General features: G+C 58.6%; 13 protein-coding genes. 5 read left to right on the forward strand and 8 right to left on the reverse strand.

What is annotated here, in order from left to right; genetic code table 11:
- Positions 1-94 precede the first annotated feature (94 nt).
- The 6 genes from ORG26_RS15370 to cobA all read right to left on the reverse strand — a co-directional run bounded on the left by ORG26_RS15370 (position 95) and on the right by cobA (position 6,841).
- The gene (locus tag ORG26_RS15370; protein WP_266363256.1) at positions 95-1,390 is read right to left on the reverse strand and encodes an MFS transporter; all 1,296 of its coding nucleotides are present in this window, start codon (positions 1,388-1,390) and stop codon (positions 95-97) included.
- A 9-nt stretch (positions 1,391-1,399) separates the two neighbouring features.
- The gene (locus tag ORG26_RS15375; RefSeq protein WP_266363258.1) at positions 1,400-2,197 is read right to left on the reverse strand and encodes an ABC transporter ATP-binding protein; all 798 of its coding nucleotides are present in this window, start codon (positions 2,195-2,197) and stop codon (positions 1,400-1,402) included.
- A gap of 164 nt (positions 2,198-2,361) precedes the next feature.
- On the reverse strand, positions 2,362-3,216 hold the full coding sequence (ntrB, locus tag ORG26_RS15380; RefSeq protein WP_266363260.1) for a nitrate ABC transporter permease: 855 nt from the start codon (positions 3,214-3,216) through the stop codon (positions 2,362-2,364).
- 112 nt (positions 3,217-3,328) lie between these two features.
- Positions 3,329-4,546 (reverse strand): CmpA/NrtA family ABC transporter substrate-binding protein, encoded by a 1,218-nt coding sequence (locus ORG26_RS15385; RefSeq protein ID WP_266363262.1) that lies wholly within the window; start codon positions 4,544-4,546, stop codon positions 3,329-3,331.
- Between the two features lie 5 nt (positions 4,547-4,551).
- A complete protein-coding gene (locus ORG26_RS15390; RefSeq protein ID WP_266363264.1) occupies positions 4,552-5,916 on the reverse strand; it encodes an alginate export family protein in 1,365 nt (454 codons plus the stop codon).
- Positions 5,917-6,043: 127 nt separating this feature from the next.
- Positions 6,044-6,841 carry a uroporphyrinogen-III C-methyltransferase gene (gene cobA / locus ORG26_RS15395; RefSeq protein ID WP_266363266.1) on the reverse strand — a complete coding sequence of 266 codons (798 nt, stop codon included), beginning with the start codon at positions 6,839-6,841 and terminating at the stop codon, positions 6,044-6,046.
- Between the two features lie 278 nt (positions 6,842-7,119).
- Here cobA and nirB point away from each other — a divergent pair, with 278 nt between their 5' ends.
- From nirB to ORG26_RS15415, 4 genes are all read left to right on the forward strand, one after another.
- Entirely contained in the window at positions 7,120-9,642 is a 2,523-nt protein-coding gene (nirB, locus tag ORG26_RS15400) for a nitrite reductase large subunit NirB (RefSeq protein ID WP_266363268.1), read from the forward strand.
- A 62-nt stretch (positions 9,643-9,704) separates the two neighbouring features.
- Positions 9,705-10,058 (forward strand): nitrite reductase small subunit NirD, encoded by a 354-nt coding sequence (gene nirD, locus ORG26_RS15405; protein WP_266363270.1) that lies wholly within the window; start codon positions 9,705-9,707, stop codon positions 10,056-10,058.
- Positions 10,059-10,146: 88 nt separating this feature from the next.
- Complete coding sequence (locus ORG26_RS15410) at positions 10,147-11,544, forward strand: ATP-binding protein (protein WP_266363273.1); 1,398 nt, start codon at positions 10,147-10,149, stop codon at positions 11,542-11,544.
- A 49-nt stretch (positions 11,545-11,593) separates the two neighbouring features.
- Positions 11,594-12,262: a response regulator transcription factor gene (locus tag ORG26_RS15415; RefSeq protein ID WP_266363275.1), complete on the forward strand. Its 669-nt coding sequence runs from the start codon at positions 11,594-11,596 to the stop codon at positions 12,260-12,262.
- 6 nt (positions 12,263-12,268) lie between these two features.
- On the opposite strand, the gene ORG26_RS15420 is transcribed toward ORG26_RS15415, so the two are convergent.
- Positions 12,269-13,645: a TRAFs-binding domain-containing protein gene (locus ORG26_RS15420; RefSeq protein ID WP_266363277.1), complete on the reverse strand. Its 1,377-nt coding sequence runs from the start codon at positions 13,643-13,645 to the stop codon at positions 12,269-12,271.
- Positions 13,646-13,776: 131 nt separating this feature from the next.
- Positions 13,777-14,148: a winged helix-turn-helix transcriptional regulator gene (locus tag ORG26_RS15425; protein WP_266363279.1), complete on the reverse strand. Its 372-nt coding sequence runs from the start codon at positions 14,146-14,148 to the stop codon at positions 13,777-13,779.
- Positions 14,149-14,289: 141 nt separating this feature from the next.
- Here ORG26_RS15425 and ORG26_RS15430 point away from each other — a divergent pair, with 141 nt between their 5' ends.
- A complete protein-coding gene (locus ORG26_RS15430) occupies positions 14,290-15,060 on the forward strand; it encodes a type 1 glutamine amidotransferase domain-containing protein (RefSeq protein WP_266363281.1) in 771 nt (256 codons plus the stop codon).
- The last annotated feature ends 15 nt before the right edge of the window (positions 15,061-15,075 follow it).

The raw sequence follows: 15,075 nt of genomic DNA on the forward strand, positions 1-15,075 counted from the left end.
TAAGCGGAGGGGGCGGGATTTAGCGGAGTTGTTTCTTAGAAAAATCTCCGCTAAACTCTGCTCCTCTCCGCTTAACTCCGCGATACAAAAATCTTTACACAGCTTCTGCCACCAGCTCGGGTTGCTCCACGGTTTTCTTCTCGAATCGCGTCAGGACGACCAGCATCGACACCGCCGCTACGGCCATGCCGATATACAGGAACGCCTGCCCGTAGCTGATGCTTTCCGACTTGAAGAGGAAGCCCGCCAGCACGCCGCCGAGGTTGCCGCCCGCCCCGACGATGCCGCTCACGACACCCACCGCCCGGGGATTCACGAAAGGCACAATGGCATACGTGGCCCCGTTGGCCATTTTCAGGAACATCGCGAAGCCCAGCATGGACGCAATCGCCAGGGTCAGGTTGCCCGATTGGGCGAAGAACATGATGCCGAGACCTTCCAGCAGCAGCATCGCCGCCAGCAGCAGGCCTTTGCCACGCATGCCGTAGCGTCTGCCGACCTTATCGGCTACGATGCCGCCCAGTGCCCGGGCGAAGATGTTCATGAAGCCGAACACGCCCGCCCACAAACCGGCCGTCGCCACGTCGAGGTGGAAGGTGTCCACGAAGTACAGGGCCGCCACCCCGTCGAAGGTGATTTCGATGCCAAAACAGGCTCCGTAGGCCAGAAACAGGGCCCATACGCGCCAGTCGGAGGCCGCCTTTGCGAACGAAACCGGGGCCGCTTTGGCCGTGGTATCGCGCTGGATGTCGGCGTAATTGCCCTCCGGCGTGTCTTTGGTGAATCTGTAGTAGACGAACGCCATCACGAGCAGCATCACGCCCGGCAGAATCATCGCCAGCCGCCAGGCCGTGTGGGGTGCGTAGCCCAGACCCACGATGCCGGCCAGAATGAGCGGCATGACCATGTTCGTGACGCCGCCGCCGAGGTTGCCCCAGCCGCCCGCCACCGCGTTGGCCGTGCCTTTGATGTTGTCGGCAAACATCGCCGAGGTATGAAACTGCGTAATGACAAACGATGCCCCAATGACCCCGATGCCCAGCCGGAACAGCAGAAACGTTTCGTAGCTGTTCGCCAGGCCCACGCCCATGACCGGAATCGCGCCCAGCACCAGCAGCCAGGTGTAGGTCAGGCGCGGCCCCACCGTATCGCACAGCCGACCGATCAGCAGGCGGGCGAAAATGGTCATCGATACGGCGGCGATGATGGTGTTGCCGATCTGCGGTTTGGTCAGGCCGAGGTCTTCGCGGATAATGGGCATCAGCGGCGCAATGCCGAACCAGCCGAAAAAGCAGCAGAAGAACGTCAGCCAGGTGATGTGAAAGGTCCGCATCCCGATACCGGAAGCCGAGAGCAGGTTCAGTTGGGTAAGTTTGCCTGTGGTTTTCATACAAAAGGGTTATACAGCGATGTCAGCAATAGAAAGTTTGTCGACCAGCAGTTCGAGCAGGCGGTCGCGGATGTCGTTGTAGCGGGGGTCGTGGGCGATGTCTTTCTTGTGGCGCGGACGGTCCAGCGTGACGTTTTCGATTTCGCGGATGGTGGCGGCGGGGCCGTCGGTCATCACCACGATGCGGTCGGCCAGGAAGATGGCCTCTTCGATGTCGTGCGTGACCATGACGATGGTCTTGTTCCGGTTGTCGAGGTTCCAGAGCTTCAGCAGTTCGACGTGCATCGTGCTTTTGGTCAGCGCGTCGAGCGCCCCGAACGGCTCGTCGAGCAGCAGAATGTCGGGGTTGATGGCAAAGGCCCGGGCAATGGCCGTCCGCTGTTTCATGCCGCCCGAAATCTCCGAAGGCAGTTTGTGGCGGTGCTGGTACAGGTTCACGGCCTTCAGAAAGTATTCAACCGTCTCCGCTTTTTCGGCTTTTGTTTTATCCTTTAATACCGAATCCACGGCCGTCAGGATGTTCTTTTCGACCGTCAGCCAGGGCAGCAGCGAGTAGTGCTGAAACACCACGCCCCGGTCGGGCCCCGGTCCATTGACGGGTTTGCCGTGAATCAGGACGTCGCCCCGGCTGACGTTCACCATGCCCGCAATCGCGTTCAGGATGGTTGATTTGCCGCAGCCGGAGTGACCGATGATGGCAATGATTTCGCCCCGCTCGATGTCGAGGTTGATATCCCGCACGGCCACAAAACGACCTTTAGCGGACGAAAAAGCGATTTCTACGTTTTGTAAGGAGATATGGGACATGGGAAGTTTTCGTTTGAAATCAGAGGGGATGTGGTTTAGAGTTTAGAGTTTATGGTTTAACGTGGTAATTGGCTGGCTATCAGCTATAAGGAAGGGTTGCGAACCATAAACCATAAACCCTAAACTTTTAAACATTCAACCTTAAACGTTCAACCTTCAACTTTTCACCCCTGGTATGAGACGCGCTTTTCGATGAGGGTGAACAGGCGGTCGAGGGCGAGGCCGACGAAACCGATGATGAGGATGGCCGAGATGACTTTTTCGAGGCTCAGGGCGTTCCAGCTATCCCAGACGAAGAAACCGATGCCGATGCCGCCCGAGAGCATTTCGCCCGCCACGATGACCACCCACGCCACGCCAATCGACAGCCGCAGACCGGTGATGATGTGCGGAATGCTGTACGGAATCAGGATTCGGGTGAGGTATTTCCAGGTCGAGAAACCAAAGACTTTCGCCACGTTGCGGTAATCGGCGGGCAGCGAAGCGACCCCGAAGGCCGTGTTGATGAGCGTCGGCCAGAGCGAGGTGATGAAGATGATGAAAATGGTTGCCGACTCGGCCGACTGAAACGACATCAGGCCAATCGGGAACCACGCCAGCGGCGAAACCGGACGCAGAATCTGCACAATCGGGTAGAAAACTTTGCGGCAGAAGGCATTGGCGCCCATCAGCACGCCCAGCGGAATGGCTACCACCGAACCGAGCGCAAAACCCGTCAGGACGCGCAGAATCGAGCTCCACAGCACCAGCCCGATGCCTTTGTCGTTGGGACCGGCGTCGTAGAACGGGTCTTCGATCAGCGTCCGGAACACTTCCCAGGTGGCGGCGGGCGTCGGAATTTCATTATTGGTCACCTTGCTGACCAGCGCCCACAGGCCCAGCAGCGTGGCCATGCCCGCGGCCGAGTAGAGCAGGGAAATGGCCGTTCCTTTTGCCTTCAGCGCGATTTTTGAGACCGCTTCCGAAATCCGGCCGGAGGTTTCTTCGACCGATAATGAGTATGAGTTCGTTGCTTCCATGGGGATGAGAAAAAGGAGTGAAAATCAGCTCAGGGTTTTGTTAATGGAATCAGGTTTTCATAACGTCGGGCAGGGGAGCTAAACCCTGAGCTGTAGTCCGGAGGCGGTTAGCTTATTTGCGGGCCAGGGCCGTTTCCGGACGGTTGGGGTCAAAAGGCGTTTTGTCGAGGGTCAGGCTGAAGGGCTTCATGTCGTCGTTCGGGACTTTGACGCCCATTTTCGCCGCCACTTCCTTGTACAGATCCTGCAAAACCAGCTTGTCGGCGATGGTTTTGTAATCCGGCGCCTGATTCAGGTAGCCGAACTTCACGTACTGCGCCATCGCCCAGATGCCGTGCGCCTTGCGCGGGAAATTCACCTGACCACCGCGGAAAAAGGTCATGTAATCGTCGCCGTAGATTTCCTGTCCCTGGTTGCAGCCGAGGTCGTAGGTGCCCATCATCCGGTTTTCGATCACGTCGGCGGGCGCGTTCACGTACGGGCCCCGGCCGATGGTCGCGGCGGCTTTCTTGCGGTTGGCCGGGCTGTCGAGCCATTTGCAGGCTTCCATAACGGCCATCATCACGCGCTTCAGCTTCTCGCGGTCTTTCGTGGCAAATTCCTTATTCGCCACCAGCGCCTTTTCGGGATGGTGTTTCCAGATGTCCTGGGTTGAGATTTCGGAGAAACCGATGCCCTGTTTCACGGCCACGCCGTTCCAGGGTTCGCCGACGCAGAAGCCGTCCATGTTGCCTACTTTCATGTTGGCGACCATCTGCGGCGGCGGAATGGTGATCACTTTCAGTTTCTTGGCGTCTACGCCCGCGGCCGAAAGCCAGGTGCGGAGCCAGAGGTCGTGAGTGCCGCCGGGGAAGGTCATGGCAAAGGTGACTTCCTTCTCGGCCTTCAGTTTGTTCATCACCACCGGAGCGACCTTGCCGGTCTGTCTGAAGCCCACTTTTCCGCAGAAATCGTTGGAAAGCGTAATCGCCTGTCCGTTGTTGTTCAGAATCATGGCGACGTACATTTCGGAACCAGCCTTGCCGCCCACGCCGGTGTAGACCGAGAACGGCATGGTGTACAGGCAGTGCGCCGCGTCGAGTTCGCCGGTCAGGACCTTGTCGCGGATGTTGGCCCACGAAGCTTCCTTGCGGACCTCCACGTTGACGCCGTATTTTTCAAAAAGTCCCAGTTCTTTCGCCATCACGATGGGCGCGCAGTCGGTCAGGGGGATGAAGCCGATCCGGATGGGCTCATCGTTGGTTTCCAGGGTTTTGAAGCCCGTAATCAGGCCGGCTACCAGCACCAGCGCCAGCAGCATTTTGTTATAGCGGGGATTGGTGAATTTCATGGGGTTCAGAATTTGAGGTTAACCATCAGATAAGCCCAGTTGGAGCGTTTTTGCGGCGTAGTTACGTTCTTGACGCTCGCGGCAGCCAGCGATTCGGTCGCCAGAAAAGTGCAGTAACCGCCTTCCAGTCCGATGTTTTTGGTGAGGGTGTAATTGGCAATCAGGTCGATTTCCTCGCCGAAGTTCTGGCTCAGTTCCTTCTTGTCGCCGCTCAGAACCGTGTTGGGTGACCGGAAGCTGTGGGCATCGAGCGCAAAATTCAGTTTGTCGGTGGGCTTGTAGCGGGCCCGGAAGTACAGGTCCGTCAGGCCGCCCCGTCCGAAGCCGTCGGCGACGTAGAAGTAATCCATCAGGCCCCAGAACTTGTGCGGCGTGCCGTAGAGCGGGTCGAACCGGCGGGTGGTGGTGCCCGAAGCGGTCGGTTCGTTGCCGGTCGTGTAGTCCAGCCCGAGGCCGAGACTGGTACGGCGGCTGGTGTTGTAGGTCAACTGACCCGAAAGCAGGGCCGCTTTGACCGTGAGGCCGTCCTTGTCTTTGCCCGTCTGGTAGTAGGCTTCGCCTTTCAGACCCAGCTTTTTGAACTGACCCGTGAAGTAGCCGCCGAACGTGACCCGGCTCCAGACGCCCGGAATGTTGGTGCGGGTGGCTACCGTGCTGCCCGCTGGCAGCGTCATGGCGTACTTGTTGAAGTCGTCCTTGATAACGAGGAACGAGAAGTTTCCGGCATAGAATTTCCGGCCCAGATAAACGAACTGGAGGGATTTGTAAAGGCTGCCGATGGCGTTGGTCCCGGCCGTGTAGCCCGTCGGAATGCCGTTGTAGATTGCGCCCGTCTTGCGTTCGGCGTTCTGGTTGTAGGCGACCCCGGCATGCAGCATCCAGCCGTTGGCCGCGTATTTCAGCAGCGCCATGTCGTGACGGCGCCCCTGCTGGAGCCAGTCGAGGTTGCCGAGAAGCCGGGAGTCGTCGTAGACGAGTTCCTGCCGACCGACCTTCAGGGCGAATTCCCTGGTTTTGACCGTCGTATCCAGCAGGCTGACCTCGCCCCACGCCTCATGCATGAGCAGGCCGTTGAAATCCTGGTTGGTGACGCGGTTGATCGTGGACGCATCCTGCCCCCACACCCGAACGTCCTGGAGCGTCGCGCCGAACTTCAGCCGGTAGCCTGTATACGAGGCCGTTACGCGGGTTCGCTGGGAGGTGAAGAAGGCCGGTTTGTCACCGACTTTGAGAAGGGTGCCCTGTCCGTCGCGGTATTCCGAACGGGTGCGGAGCTGGCCGCCGAGGGTGAACTGGGCCTGAACGTTCAGCGAGAGAAGGCTAAGGCCGACGAAACCCAAAAGAGTTTTGGGATGTACGAGTTTTCTCATACATTTGGACTGGTTTAAGTTGGAACATGCTTAAACTGGGTTTTACCCGCCCTGTCAGGCTGCCACCGGACAGGGCATTTTTGTGGCGTTCCGGAACTGCCATTCCGTAGGCCACAAGACTGTTTGATTACGCAATTCCCGGTCGGCCGCCTACGCCCAGCGAGTCGAGCAACTGGTCGACGGCCACCTTGTTGGTCTGCGTAAAAAATTCCTTGTTCAGTGATACGACTTCCCCGGCCACAATGACCGCCGGGTTTGAGAACCCTTCCAAAACAGCCTCTTCCGCAATTGTTCCCGCCAGGCCGAACAGCACCCGTTCGTTGGCGCAGCTTCCATTCTGTATGATCGCTACCGGTAAATCTTCTTTTCCTGCTCCGCACAGCAGCCGCATAATCCTGTCGAGATGCTGCATGCCCATCAGGATCACCAGGGTGGCGTTGGACCGGACGGCGGCGTGGATGTCGCCCGAGAGCTGGTGAAACCGGGTGGTTCCGGTCAGCACCCAGAAACTCTCGCTCAGGCCTCGGCTCGTCAGCGGAATTCCGGCCAGCGCCGGCACCGCATAGCTGCTCGAAATGCCCGGTACGACCGCCGTTTCGATGCCAAATTCCCGCGCAAATGTCAGTTCTTCAAAACCCCGCCCGAACACAAACGGGTCGCCGCCCTTGAGCCGCACCACATGCCCGTAACGCTGGGCGTATTCCACAATCAGATGATTCAGGTCCTCCTGGGCGAACTCGCAGCGCCCGCGCCGCTTGCCGACAAACAGTCGTTCGGCGGAGGCCGGAGCGTGGTCGAGGAGAGCCGGGTGAACCAGCGCGTCGTAGAGCACGGCCCCCGCCGTCTGGAGTGCCCGAAGGCCCTTCAGCGTAATCAGTTCCGGGTCTCCCGGACCCGCTCCTACCAGTGTCAGTCGGGGGCGCATAGGCTTCACTGTTTAAAGAGGTACTATTATTTAAGTACTATTTGTAGTATTTTGTACTATGTGCGATTTCTTGGTTCAAAAGTAGAGGTATAATTTTACAAAACAAGTGTTTTTGCCAAATTTTAATTTAAAAACAGAGCTTTGTCGAAATAAAAAGTTAGGAATTTTAAAAAAGACGATTTAAGTTTGGCTTGTAATTATTCTTCGTCAAACTGCCATTTATGAGAATAGTTATATAAAAAAAGAGCGTCTTACCAATTTTATAGTTACAAATAACTATGTCCATGGGTACAAGCAGACGAATTGTTGTTGTTGGCAACGGCATGGTAGGCTACAAGTTTTGCGAAAAGCTCGTAGCGAAGGCTCACAACAGGGCAGACTTTTCGATTACGGTATTCGGCGAGGAACCGCGTGCCGCTTACGACCGCGTACACCTGAGCGCGTACTTCGACGGCAAGACCGCCGGGGATCTCGCCCTGGCTCCGGACAACTGGTACGCCGACAACGGCATTCAGCTTTACCTGTCGGACCCGGTGCTGCACATCGACCGCGACCGCCGCGAGGTGCATTCGCATCACGGGCTGGTTGTACCTTACGATTATCTGGTGATGGCCACCGGCTCGGGTGCGTTTGTGCCGCCGGTGCCGGGCGTAGAGAAGGAAGGCGTTTTCGTCTACCGCACCATCGAAGACCTTGAAATGATTCAGGCGCACGCCCGTAAGGCCCGCAAAGGGGCCGTACTCGGCGGCGGACTGCTCGGCCTGGAAGCCGCCAAGGCGCTTCTGGACCTCGGTCTGGACGAAGCGCACGTGGTCGAGTTTGCCCCGCGCCTGATGCCCCGGCAGATCGACGAGGCCGGTTCGGCCGTCCTCCAGCGCAAACTGGAGGAACTGGGGCTGCGGATTCACCTGTCCAAAAACACCCGGACACTGCTCGGCGACGAAACGTTTGCGGGCATGGCGTTCGCCGACGATACGCAACTGGACGTAGACATGCTGATCATCTCGGCCGGTATCCGTCCCCGCGACGAGCTGGCCAAAGCCGCCGGGCTGGACACCCACCCACGGGGCGGCATCGTGGTCGATGATTTTCTGCAAACCTCCGACCCGGCCATTTTTGCCATCGGCGAATGCGCCCTGGCCCACGGTATGATTTACGGCCTGGTGGCACCCGGTTACGAGATGGCCGAGGTCGTTGCCTCACGCCTGACGGGCGAAGAAAAGGCGTTCCGGCCCTACGATATGTCTACAAAACTGAAGCTGATCGGCGTGGATGTCGCCAGCTTCGGCAATCCCTTCGCGGAAGGCCCTGACTGCCGCACTATCTGCTACGAAAACAGGGCGAAAGGCATTTATAAGCGCATCAACGTGTCGGCCGACGGCAAAGAACTGCTTGGCGGCGTGCTGGTGGGGGACGCCGAACAGTACAACATGCTGCTGCAAACCTGCAAAAACCGCATGGCCCTGCCGCCCGACCCCGAAGACCTGATTCTGGGCGCCCGCGGCGGAAGCGGCGCTGACAGCGCGGCGGGCGTGATGAGTCTGCCCGACGACGCGCTTATCTGTTCCTGCGAAGCCATCACCAAAGCGCAGATTTGCAAAGAGGTGGCCGAAAACGGCCATACCAGCATCGACGCCCTGAAAAAAGCGACCAAAGCCTGTACCGGCTGCGGGGGCTGTACACCGATGGTGAAAGATCTCCTCCAGGGCGTGCTGAAAGCCCAGGGCCAGTACATCCGCAACGTCGTCTGCGAACATTTTGATTACTCACGCCAGGAACTGCTCGATCTGGTCAAAATCAACGACCTGCGGACCTACGGCGCGGTGCTGGACCATTTCGGCAAAGGCGACGGCTGCGAAATCTGCAAACCGCTGGTAGCGTCGCTGCTGGCCAGCCTGTGGAACGAAAACGTCCTTGCCAAGGACCGCGCGATGATTCAGGATTCCAATGACCGCTATCTGGCGAACATCCAGAAAGGCGGCACGTATTCGGTGGTGCCCCGGATTCCGGGCGGCGAAATAACCCCGGAGAAGCTGATCGTGATCGGGCAGGTGGCGAAGAAGTACGGCCTGTATACCAAAATCACCGGCGGCCAGCGTATCGACCTCTTCGGAGCACACGTGAGCGACCTGCCGCAAATCTGGGAAGAACTGATTGCCGCCGGCTTTGAGAGCGGACACGCCTACGGCAAATCGCTGCGGACGGTGAAAAGCTGCGTCGGCTCGACCTGGTGCCGGTTCGGGGTGCAGGATTCGGTCTCGTTCGCCATTGAAGTGGAAGAACGCTACAAGGGATTGCGCTCGCCGCACAAGCTGAAATCGGCCGTTTCGGGCTGCATCCGCGAATGTGCCGAGGCGCAGAGCAAGGATTTCGGCATTATCGCCACCGAAAAAGGCTGGAACCTGTACGTCTGCGGCAACGGCGGCTCCAAACCGCAGCACGCCCAGCTGCTGGCATCGGACGTGGACAAGGAAACCTGCCTGCGCCTGATCGACCGGTTCCTGATGTTTTACATCAAAACCGCCGACCCGCTGACCCGGACCGCTACCTGGCTCAACAAGCTGGAAGGCGGCATGACCTACCTGAAAGCCGTCGTCGTCGACGACGTACTAGGCATCGCCGCCGACCTCGAACGCGAGATGCAGGCGCTGGTAGACAACTACGCCTGCGAATGGAAAGAGGCCGTCGAGACGCCCGAAATCCGTCGCCGGTTTGCCCATTTCGTGAACCAGCCGGACCAGAAAGACCCCAGCGTGCAGTTCGAACCCATGCGGGAGCAGGTCCGGGCGAAAGGTTGGTAGTATCCCCGGGCTTTAGCTGAATGAACCAATTTCCCGGCTGAACTCCGGGGTCACAGAACAAGATGGAAACCTTACTAACCGAAACCCTTTCGACCACCTGGCACCTGGCGTGCCGGGTGGAAGATGTGCCGGCCGATGGCGGCGCCTGTGTTCTGCTGGAAGGTCGGCAGATCGCGATTTTCAACTTTGCCCGGCGCGGGGAGTGGTACGCCACCACCAACGAATGTCCGCACCGGCAGCAGATGGCCCTGTCGCGGGGACTGATCGGCAGTCAGGGCGACGAACCCAAAGTGGCCTGTCCGTTCCACAAAAAGACCTTTTCCCTCCGCGACGGCTCCTGCCTCACCGACGAGGACTACCGCATCGAAACTTACCCGGTGAAGGTGGAAGGTGGGCAGGTTTATGTCAGTTTATAGTTTTCAGTTTTCAGTTGTTCCGCAGCAATTGACTAACCGAAAACCGAAAACGGACAACCGAAAACTGAAAACGGACAACCGAAAACCGATGACAGACCATCTCGACCGCCGGGTGGCCCGGCGCCTGACCCGGTTTTATGTGCTGGCTCTTTCGGCCATTGGGGTGCTGACCATCAGCGGCCTGCTGTTCGTGCGGCATACCATCCGGAATCAGTACGACGACGGCCGGGTGCTGAACGTGGCCGGGCGGCAGCGGATGCTGAGCCAGCGCCTGACCAAGCTGGCCCTGCTGCGAACGGAAGGCATTCCGGCGGCGGATACGGTGCCGTTCGATTCGCTGCTGGATGTCTGGAGTCAGAGCCATATCCAGTTGCGGAAGGGGGAACTGGTGATGGAAAAGCCGTTTCAGGTTCGAAAAAGTGCGGAGCTGGACCAGATGTTTGCGCAACTGGAGCCGGTTTTTCAGACGATGTACCGTAATTTCCGGCAGATTTCTGCGGCGGACCTGCCGGATGCCGACCGGAAGGCGGCGTTAGGGGCCGTTCTGCGCGAAGAGCCGCTGTATCTGGGGCAAATGAACGACATTGTGTTCCGGTTCGATGCCGAAAACACCGAACGCATCCGGCACCTGGAGCGGGTCGAGTGGGCCCTCGGACTGGCCACGCTGCTGGTCGTTTTGCTGGAAGGCTTATTCATTTTCCGGCCGGTCGTGCGGCACACGCGCAACGTCATCTGGTGGCTCACCCAGTCGGAGGAGGCGCTGCGGCGGGCCAACGACCAGCTGGCCGATACCAACGAACGTCTGCTGCAAACGCAGGCCCAGCTGGTGGAGGCCACCGAAGAGAAATACCGCCTGCAACGGGCCGAGGATACCGTCCGTTCGGCGGCGCTGCTGGAAGGGCAGGAGGAAGAACGCCGCCGGTTTGCCCGGGACCTGCACGACGGCATCGGCCAGATGCTCACCGGTCTCCGGCTGCATGTCGGAAAACTGAAAAAAGGCCCGTTTGCCGACGAGAAGCAGCAACAACGCCTGGCGGATTTGTCGGAACTGGTGCAGGAAACCATCCAGACCACCCGCCACGTGTCGCAGAACCTGATGCCTTCGGTGCTGGAAGACTACGGACTGGCAGCGGCCTTGCAACTGCTGACCGAGCAGGTGGGCCGCTCGTCGGGCATACCGGTGACTTTTGAAGCCGAAGAAGCTACCGAACGGCTGGCTCCGGCAACGGAAATCAGCCTGTACCGGATCGCCCAGGAAGCCGTCAACAACGCCGTCAAGCATGCCGGAGCTGCCGAAATCCACGTAACGCTGGGGTTGGAGGGCGAGCGGTTGGTGCTGCGGGTGACGGACGACGGGAGGGGGTTTCAGGCAGAAAAAGTCCATTCCGGCGGGCTGGAAAACATGCGAACCCGCGCCCGGCTCCTGAAAGCCGACCTGCGGATCGCCTCGTCCGAAACGGGGACAAAGGTGGAAATAAGGGTGTGAGGGTTTAAACCTTAAACCCTCACACCTCACAAAACAAATTCATAAGTGTATGCCGATACGTGTTCTGATTGTCGATGACCATTCCGTCGTGCGCAAAGGCATCCGGATGCTGCTGGAGGATGAAACCGATCTGGAGATCGTTGGGGAGGCTATCGACGGAGAAGAGGCCGTTTCGCTGATTCCCAGACTGCGCCCCGACGTGATGCTGGTAGACATCACCATGCCGCGGATGTCGGGTATTGAGGTGACGAAGGTCGTGAGTCAGCAGTTTCCCGGCGTGCGGGTGCTCATTTTCAGCATGCATCACAATCCCGATTACATCCTCAGTGCGGTCAACAACGGCGCTTCGGGCTACATTCCGAAGGATACCGGCGAAGATGAACTGCTCCGGGCCATCCGGACCGTGGCGGCGGGCGATCTGTACTACACGCCCAACGTCTCGTCGGTCATCATCCGGCACTGGGTCCGGCCGAAAAACGCCCCGGAAGCGGCTACGGTCGATCAGAGCAGTTCGGTCTGGAAAAAACTAACCCAGCGCGAAGCCCAGATTCTGAGCTGCATCACCGAAGGACTCAGCAGCCGCGACATTGCCAGCCGCTTTGACATCAGCCCGAACACGGTGGCCAACCAGCGGGCCAGCATCATGCGCAAGGCGGGCGTCAAAAATACCGCCGAACTCATCCGGCTGGCGCTGGACGGGCGGGAGCGCAAAGCGTAACCGGCCCTACAACACCTTCTTCAGCCGTTCGATCTGATCGGTAAAGCTTTTCATCATCCACGGCTCATGCCCGATTTGTTCGGCCTGGTCGCGGAACTCCGTGTAATCTTCGGTCATGCCCAGCCCGAAGCAGGCTTCCGCCTTGTTGACCAGAATCCAGAACTTAAGCTCGTTTGCGCTGGCCTGATGGTCCTGCGAAAGGGCGTTCTCGGCCGCGGCGCCCGCCTGGGTGGCGGCCATTTCCCGGCGCATCAGCTGGTCCCATTCCTGTTCGCAGATTTCCAGCACGTCCCGGCGGGTCCGGTTTGCCCAGACCCGGTCGGCGAGCCGTTCGTCTTCGGTGGTATTGAGGCTGCTCTGGGCGCGGCAGTTGAGCAGATAAGCCAGATTGATGCCGTTATAGCGGTTATGGTGCAGGTAAAAGCCCCGCTGAAAATACAGAATGGCGTCTTTCAGGTGGGCGTCGCCCTGCCCGCTTTCGTACAGTTTCTTTTCGATCGCCCCGGCCAGCACCACCGTTTCGGAGTCGTTGGTATGCGCCAGATCCAGTTTGTCCAGCAACTGATTGGCTTCTTTCAGGGCCTCGATGGGCGTGGGGGTCTGGGCGCGGTAGGTCGCCAGGGCCAGCCGGTGAACGAGGTAGGCGTTGCTCGAAGGCACCCGCTGGGTCAGGTCGCAGTTGACCAGCGTGAGAGCCGTCCGGAACAGGTTTTTGGCACTTTCGTGATTCTTGGCCTTGATGGCGTCTTCGCCCTGCCGGATGATGAATGACAGGGTCTGGCTGGCCTCGCCCTCGGCCGGATGCGGCTGGGCCTGGGCCAGGGCTTCGCCGACGCGGCTGGCGGTCTTTTCGGCCTCTCGACGCAGGGAGGGCGGAATCAGGTCGTCGAGAAAGGTGTAGACGGGGCTGTCGGGCTCTTCCCGGTTGAGGACCGCCTCCAGCGTCTCGCCGAGGTGCTTCTGAAACCGGATCACTTCGAAATAATCGATGTTTTCGCCCAGATGCGTGTATTTGTTGATCAGAATGTGGTTGAGATCGAACGGATAGCCGAGCTGGTCCTCCGAGATAACGATGGTGGTCCGGGGGCGCAGGGCGTGGCGGATGCCCAGTTCGTAAAACGCATTCAGATTCGCCGTCGAAAGGTCAGCCACTACAATATCGGCCGTCAGCAGCTGCTGGTACATCGGCAGATCGATGGGGCCGGAATGCAGGATTTCGTCCGCCCGGATGCAGATCATGCCTTTGGCCTCGACCACCGGTTTGATCAGCGCGTGGTACGATTTGTCGAGGTCCAGCTTCCGACCGGTGGCCAGGTCGGTTTTCTTGCCAAAACCCATGACGACAAAACAGGTTTTCTGGGCGGTTTTGGTGGCGGTTGTCATAGACGCAAGCGTTAGGAAAGTAGGGTCAGGAAATGGGTTTGCACCGGTAAGTTGCGGATTCGTGAAGGGAGACCGATTGCCGGTTAATAAAAACGGGAAACTACCGGGCCTTTTCGGGGAAATCAGCCGGGTTAGCGGTCTCCGGCCGACCCCTTTTTTCCCTCTTCGATGCCGTACTCATCCATCAGTTCCCGGCCGAATTGCCGAATCGTTTCGATAACCGGAATAATCCGTTTTCCCTTGCTGGTAATGGCGTATTCCACGTGCGGAGGCACCACCGGAAAGACCGTCCGGGTAATGAAACCGTGCCCTTCCAGTTCGCGCAACTGCGTCGTTAGCATCTTATGGCTGATGTGAGGCAGGTATTTCTTCAGTTCGCTGTAGCGCATGACCTGTTTGTTGAGCCGCCACAGAATGGGCATTTTCCAGGTTCCGCCGATGTGATCCATCGCAAATTCGACGGGGTTGTAGTATAGCTTGCCGTTGTGCAGAAAATCAGGCATACCGATAAAGGGTTGATTGACAGACGCTCTCCAAAAGGAGAGTATCACACTTAAAAGTACATATATTTACAAAGGTATGCAGGCTTCCTACTTTTGTCGAGGTCCACAAAAAATCGGTACGACTTAGACAACTGCCAGAATATGAGCCTCAAAGATCCAAATCGGGTAAACCAGAAGCGACCCCGGCGCGTCGCCATCGTTATTTCCAATCCGGCTGTTTCAACCACCACCGGATGGCCGGTCGGCTTCTGGTGGAGCGAACTGACCCACCCTTATTACGAATTTGCCGAAAAGGGCTACGAAATCGAAATTTTCAGCCCGGACGGGGGCAAGTGTGAGCCCGACGCCATGAGCGACCCCAACGACGCCAGCGGCTATTCGTCAACCGACCTCATTTCCCAGGGTTTTATCCACACGGAGTCTTTGCGGGCGCTGATCGACAACACCAAACCCATTTCCGCCCTGAACGTCGCCGATTTTGACGCCCTCGTCGTGGCGGGCGGACAGGCCCCCATGTTCACCTTCGAAAACGCCACCGCACTGCAGCAGAAGTTTGTCGAGTTTTATGAATCGGGCAAAGTGACCGCCGCGCTTTGTCACGGAACGGCCATCCTGCGTTATGCCAGACTAAGCAACGGCGAGTATCTGGCCAAAGGCAGAACGGTTACGGGGTTTGCCAACGTCGAAGAGGATTTTGCCGATAATGCCGTATGGGACTATGGCCTGCTGTCGCGGGACAGGCACGTGATGCCGTGGCGCATCGAGGATGAACTCAGAAAAATGGGGGCTAACTACGTCCAGGCTGGTTTGTGGCGGGGTTTTGCCATTCGCGACGGCAACCTCATCACGGGGCAGCAGAACTTCTCCGGGGCAGAAACGGCGCGGGTCATCATCGACGCCCTGGGCGAGTAAACGGGTGCGACGAGT

It is taken from the genome of Tellurirhabdus rosea, assembly GCF_026278345.1.
In the GTDB taxonomy this organism is placed as follows: domain Bacteria; phylum Bacteroidota; class Bacteroidia; order Cytophagales; family Spirosomataceae; genus Tellurirhabdus; species Tellurirhabdus rosea.

Excerpts from the sequence above, each read along its gene's own strand:
- ORG26_RS15415 (WP_266363275.1), top strand. The coding sequence starts at position 11,594 with ATGCCGATACGTGTTCTGATTGTCGATGACCATTCCGTCGTGCGCAAA.
- ORG26_RS15410 (WP_266363273.1), top strand. The coding sequence starts at position 10,147 with ATGACAGACCATCTCGACCGCCGGGTGGCCCGGCGCCTGACCCGGTTT.
- ORG26_RS15385 (WP_266363262.1), bottom strand. The coding sequence starts at position 4,546 with ATGAAATTCACCAATCCCCGCTATAACAAAATGCTGCTGGCGCTGGTG.
- ORG26_RS15420 (WP_266363277.1), bottom strand. The coding sequence starts at position 13,645 with ATGACAACCGCCACCAAAACCGCCCAGAAAACCTGTTTTGTCGTCATG.
- ORG26_RS15375 (WP_266363258.1), bottom strand. The coding sequence starts at position 2,197 with ATGTCCCATATCTCCTTACAAAACGTAGAAATCGCTTTTTCGTCCGCT.
- nirD (WP_266363270.1), top strand. The coding sequence starts at position 9,705 with ATGGAAACCTTACTAACCGAAACCCTTTCGACCACCTGGCACCTGGCG.
- ORG26_RS15390 (WP_266363264.1), bottom strand. The coding sequence starts at position 5,916 with ATGAGAAAACTCGTACATCCCAAAACTCTTTTGGGTTTCGTCGGCCTT.
- ORG26_RS15370 (WP_266363256.1), bottom strand. The coding sequence starts at position 1,390 with ATGAAAACCACAGGCAAACTTACCCAACTGAACCTGCTCTCGGCTTCC.
- ORG26_RS15430 (WP_266363281.1), top strand. The coding sequence starts at position 14,290 with ATGAGCCTCAAAGATCCAAATCGGGTAAACCAGAAGCGACCCCGGCGC.
- ORG26_RS15425 (WP_266363279.1), bottom strand. The coding sequence starts at position 14,148 with ATGCCTGATTTTCTGCACAACGGCAAGCTATACTACAACCCCGTCGAA.
- cobA (WP_266363266.1), bottom strand. The coding sequence starts at position 6,841 with ATGCGCCCCCGACTGACACTGGTAGGAGCGGGTCCGGGAGACCCGGAA.
- ntrB (WP_266363260.1), bottom strand. The coding sequence starts at position 3,216 with ATGGAAGCAACGAACTCATACTCATTATCGGTCGAAGAAACCTCCGGC.
- nirB (WP_266363268.1), top strand. The coding sequence starts at position 7,120 with ATGTCCATGGGTACAAGCAGACGAATTGTTGTTGTTGGCAACGGCATG.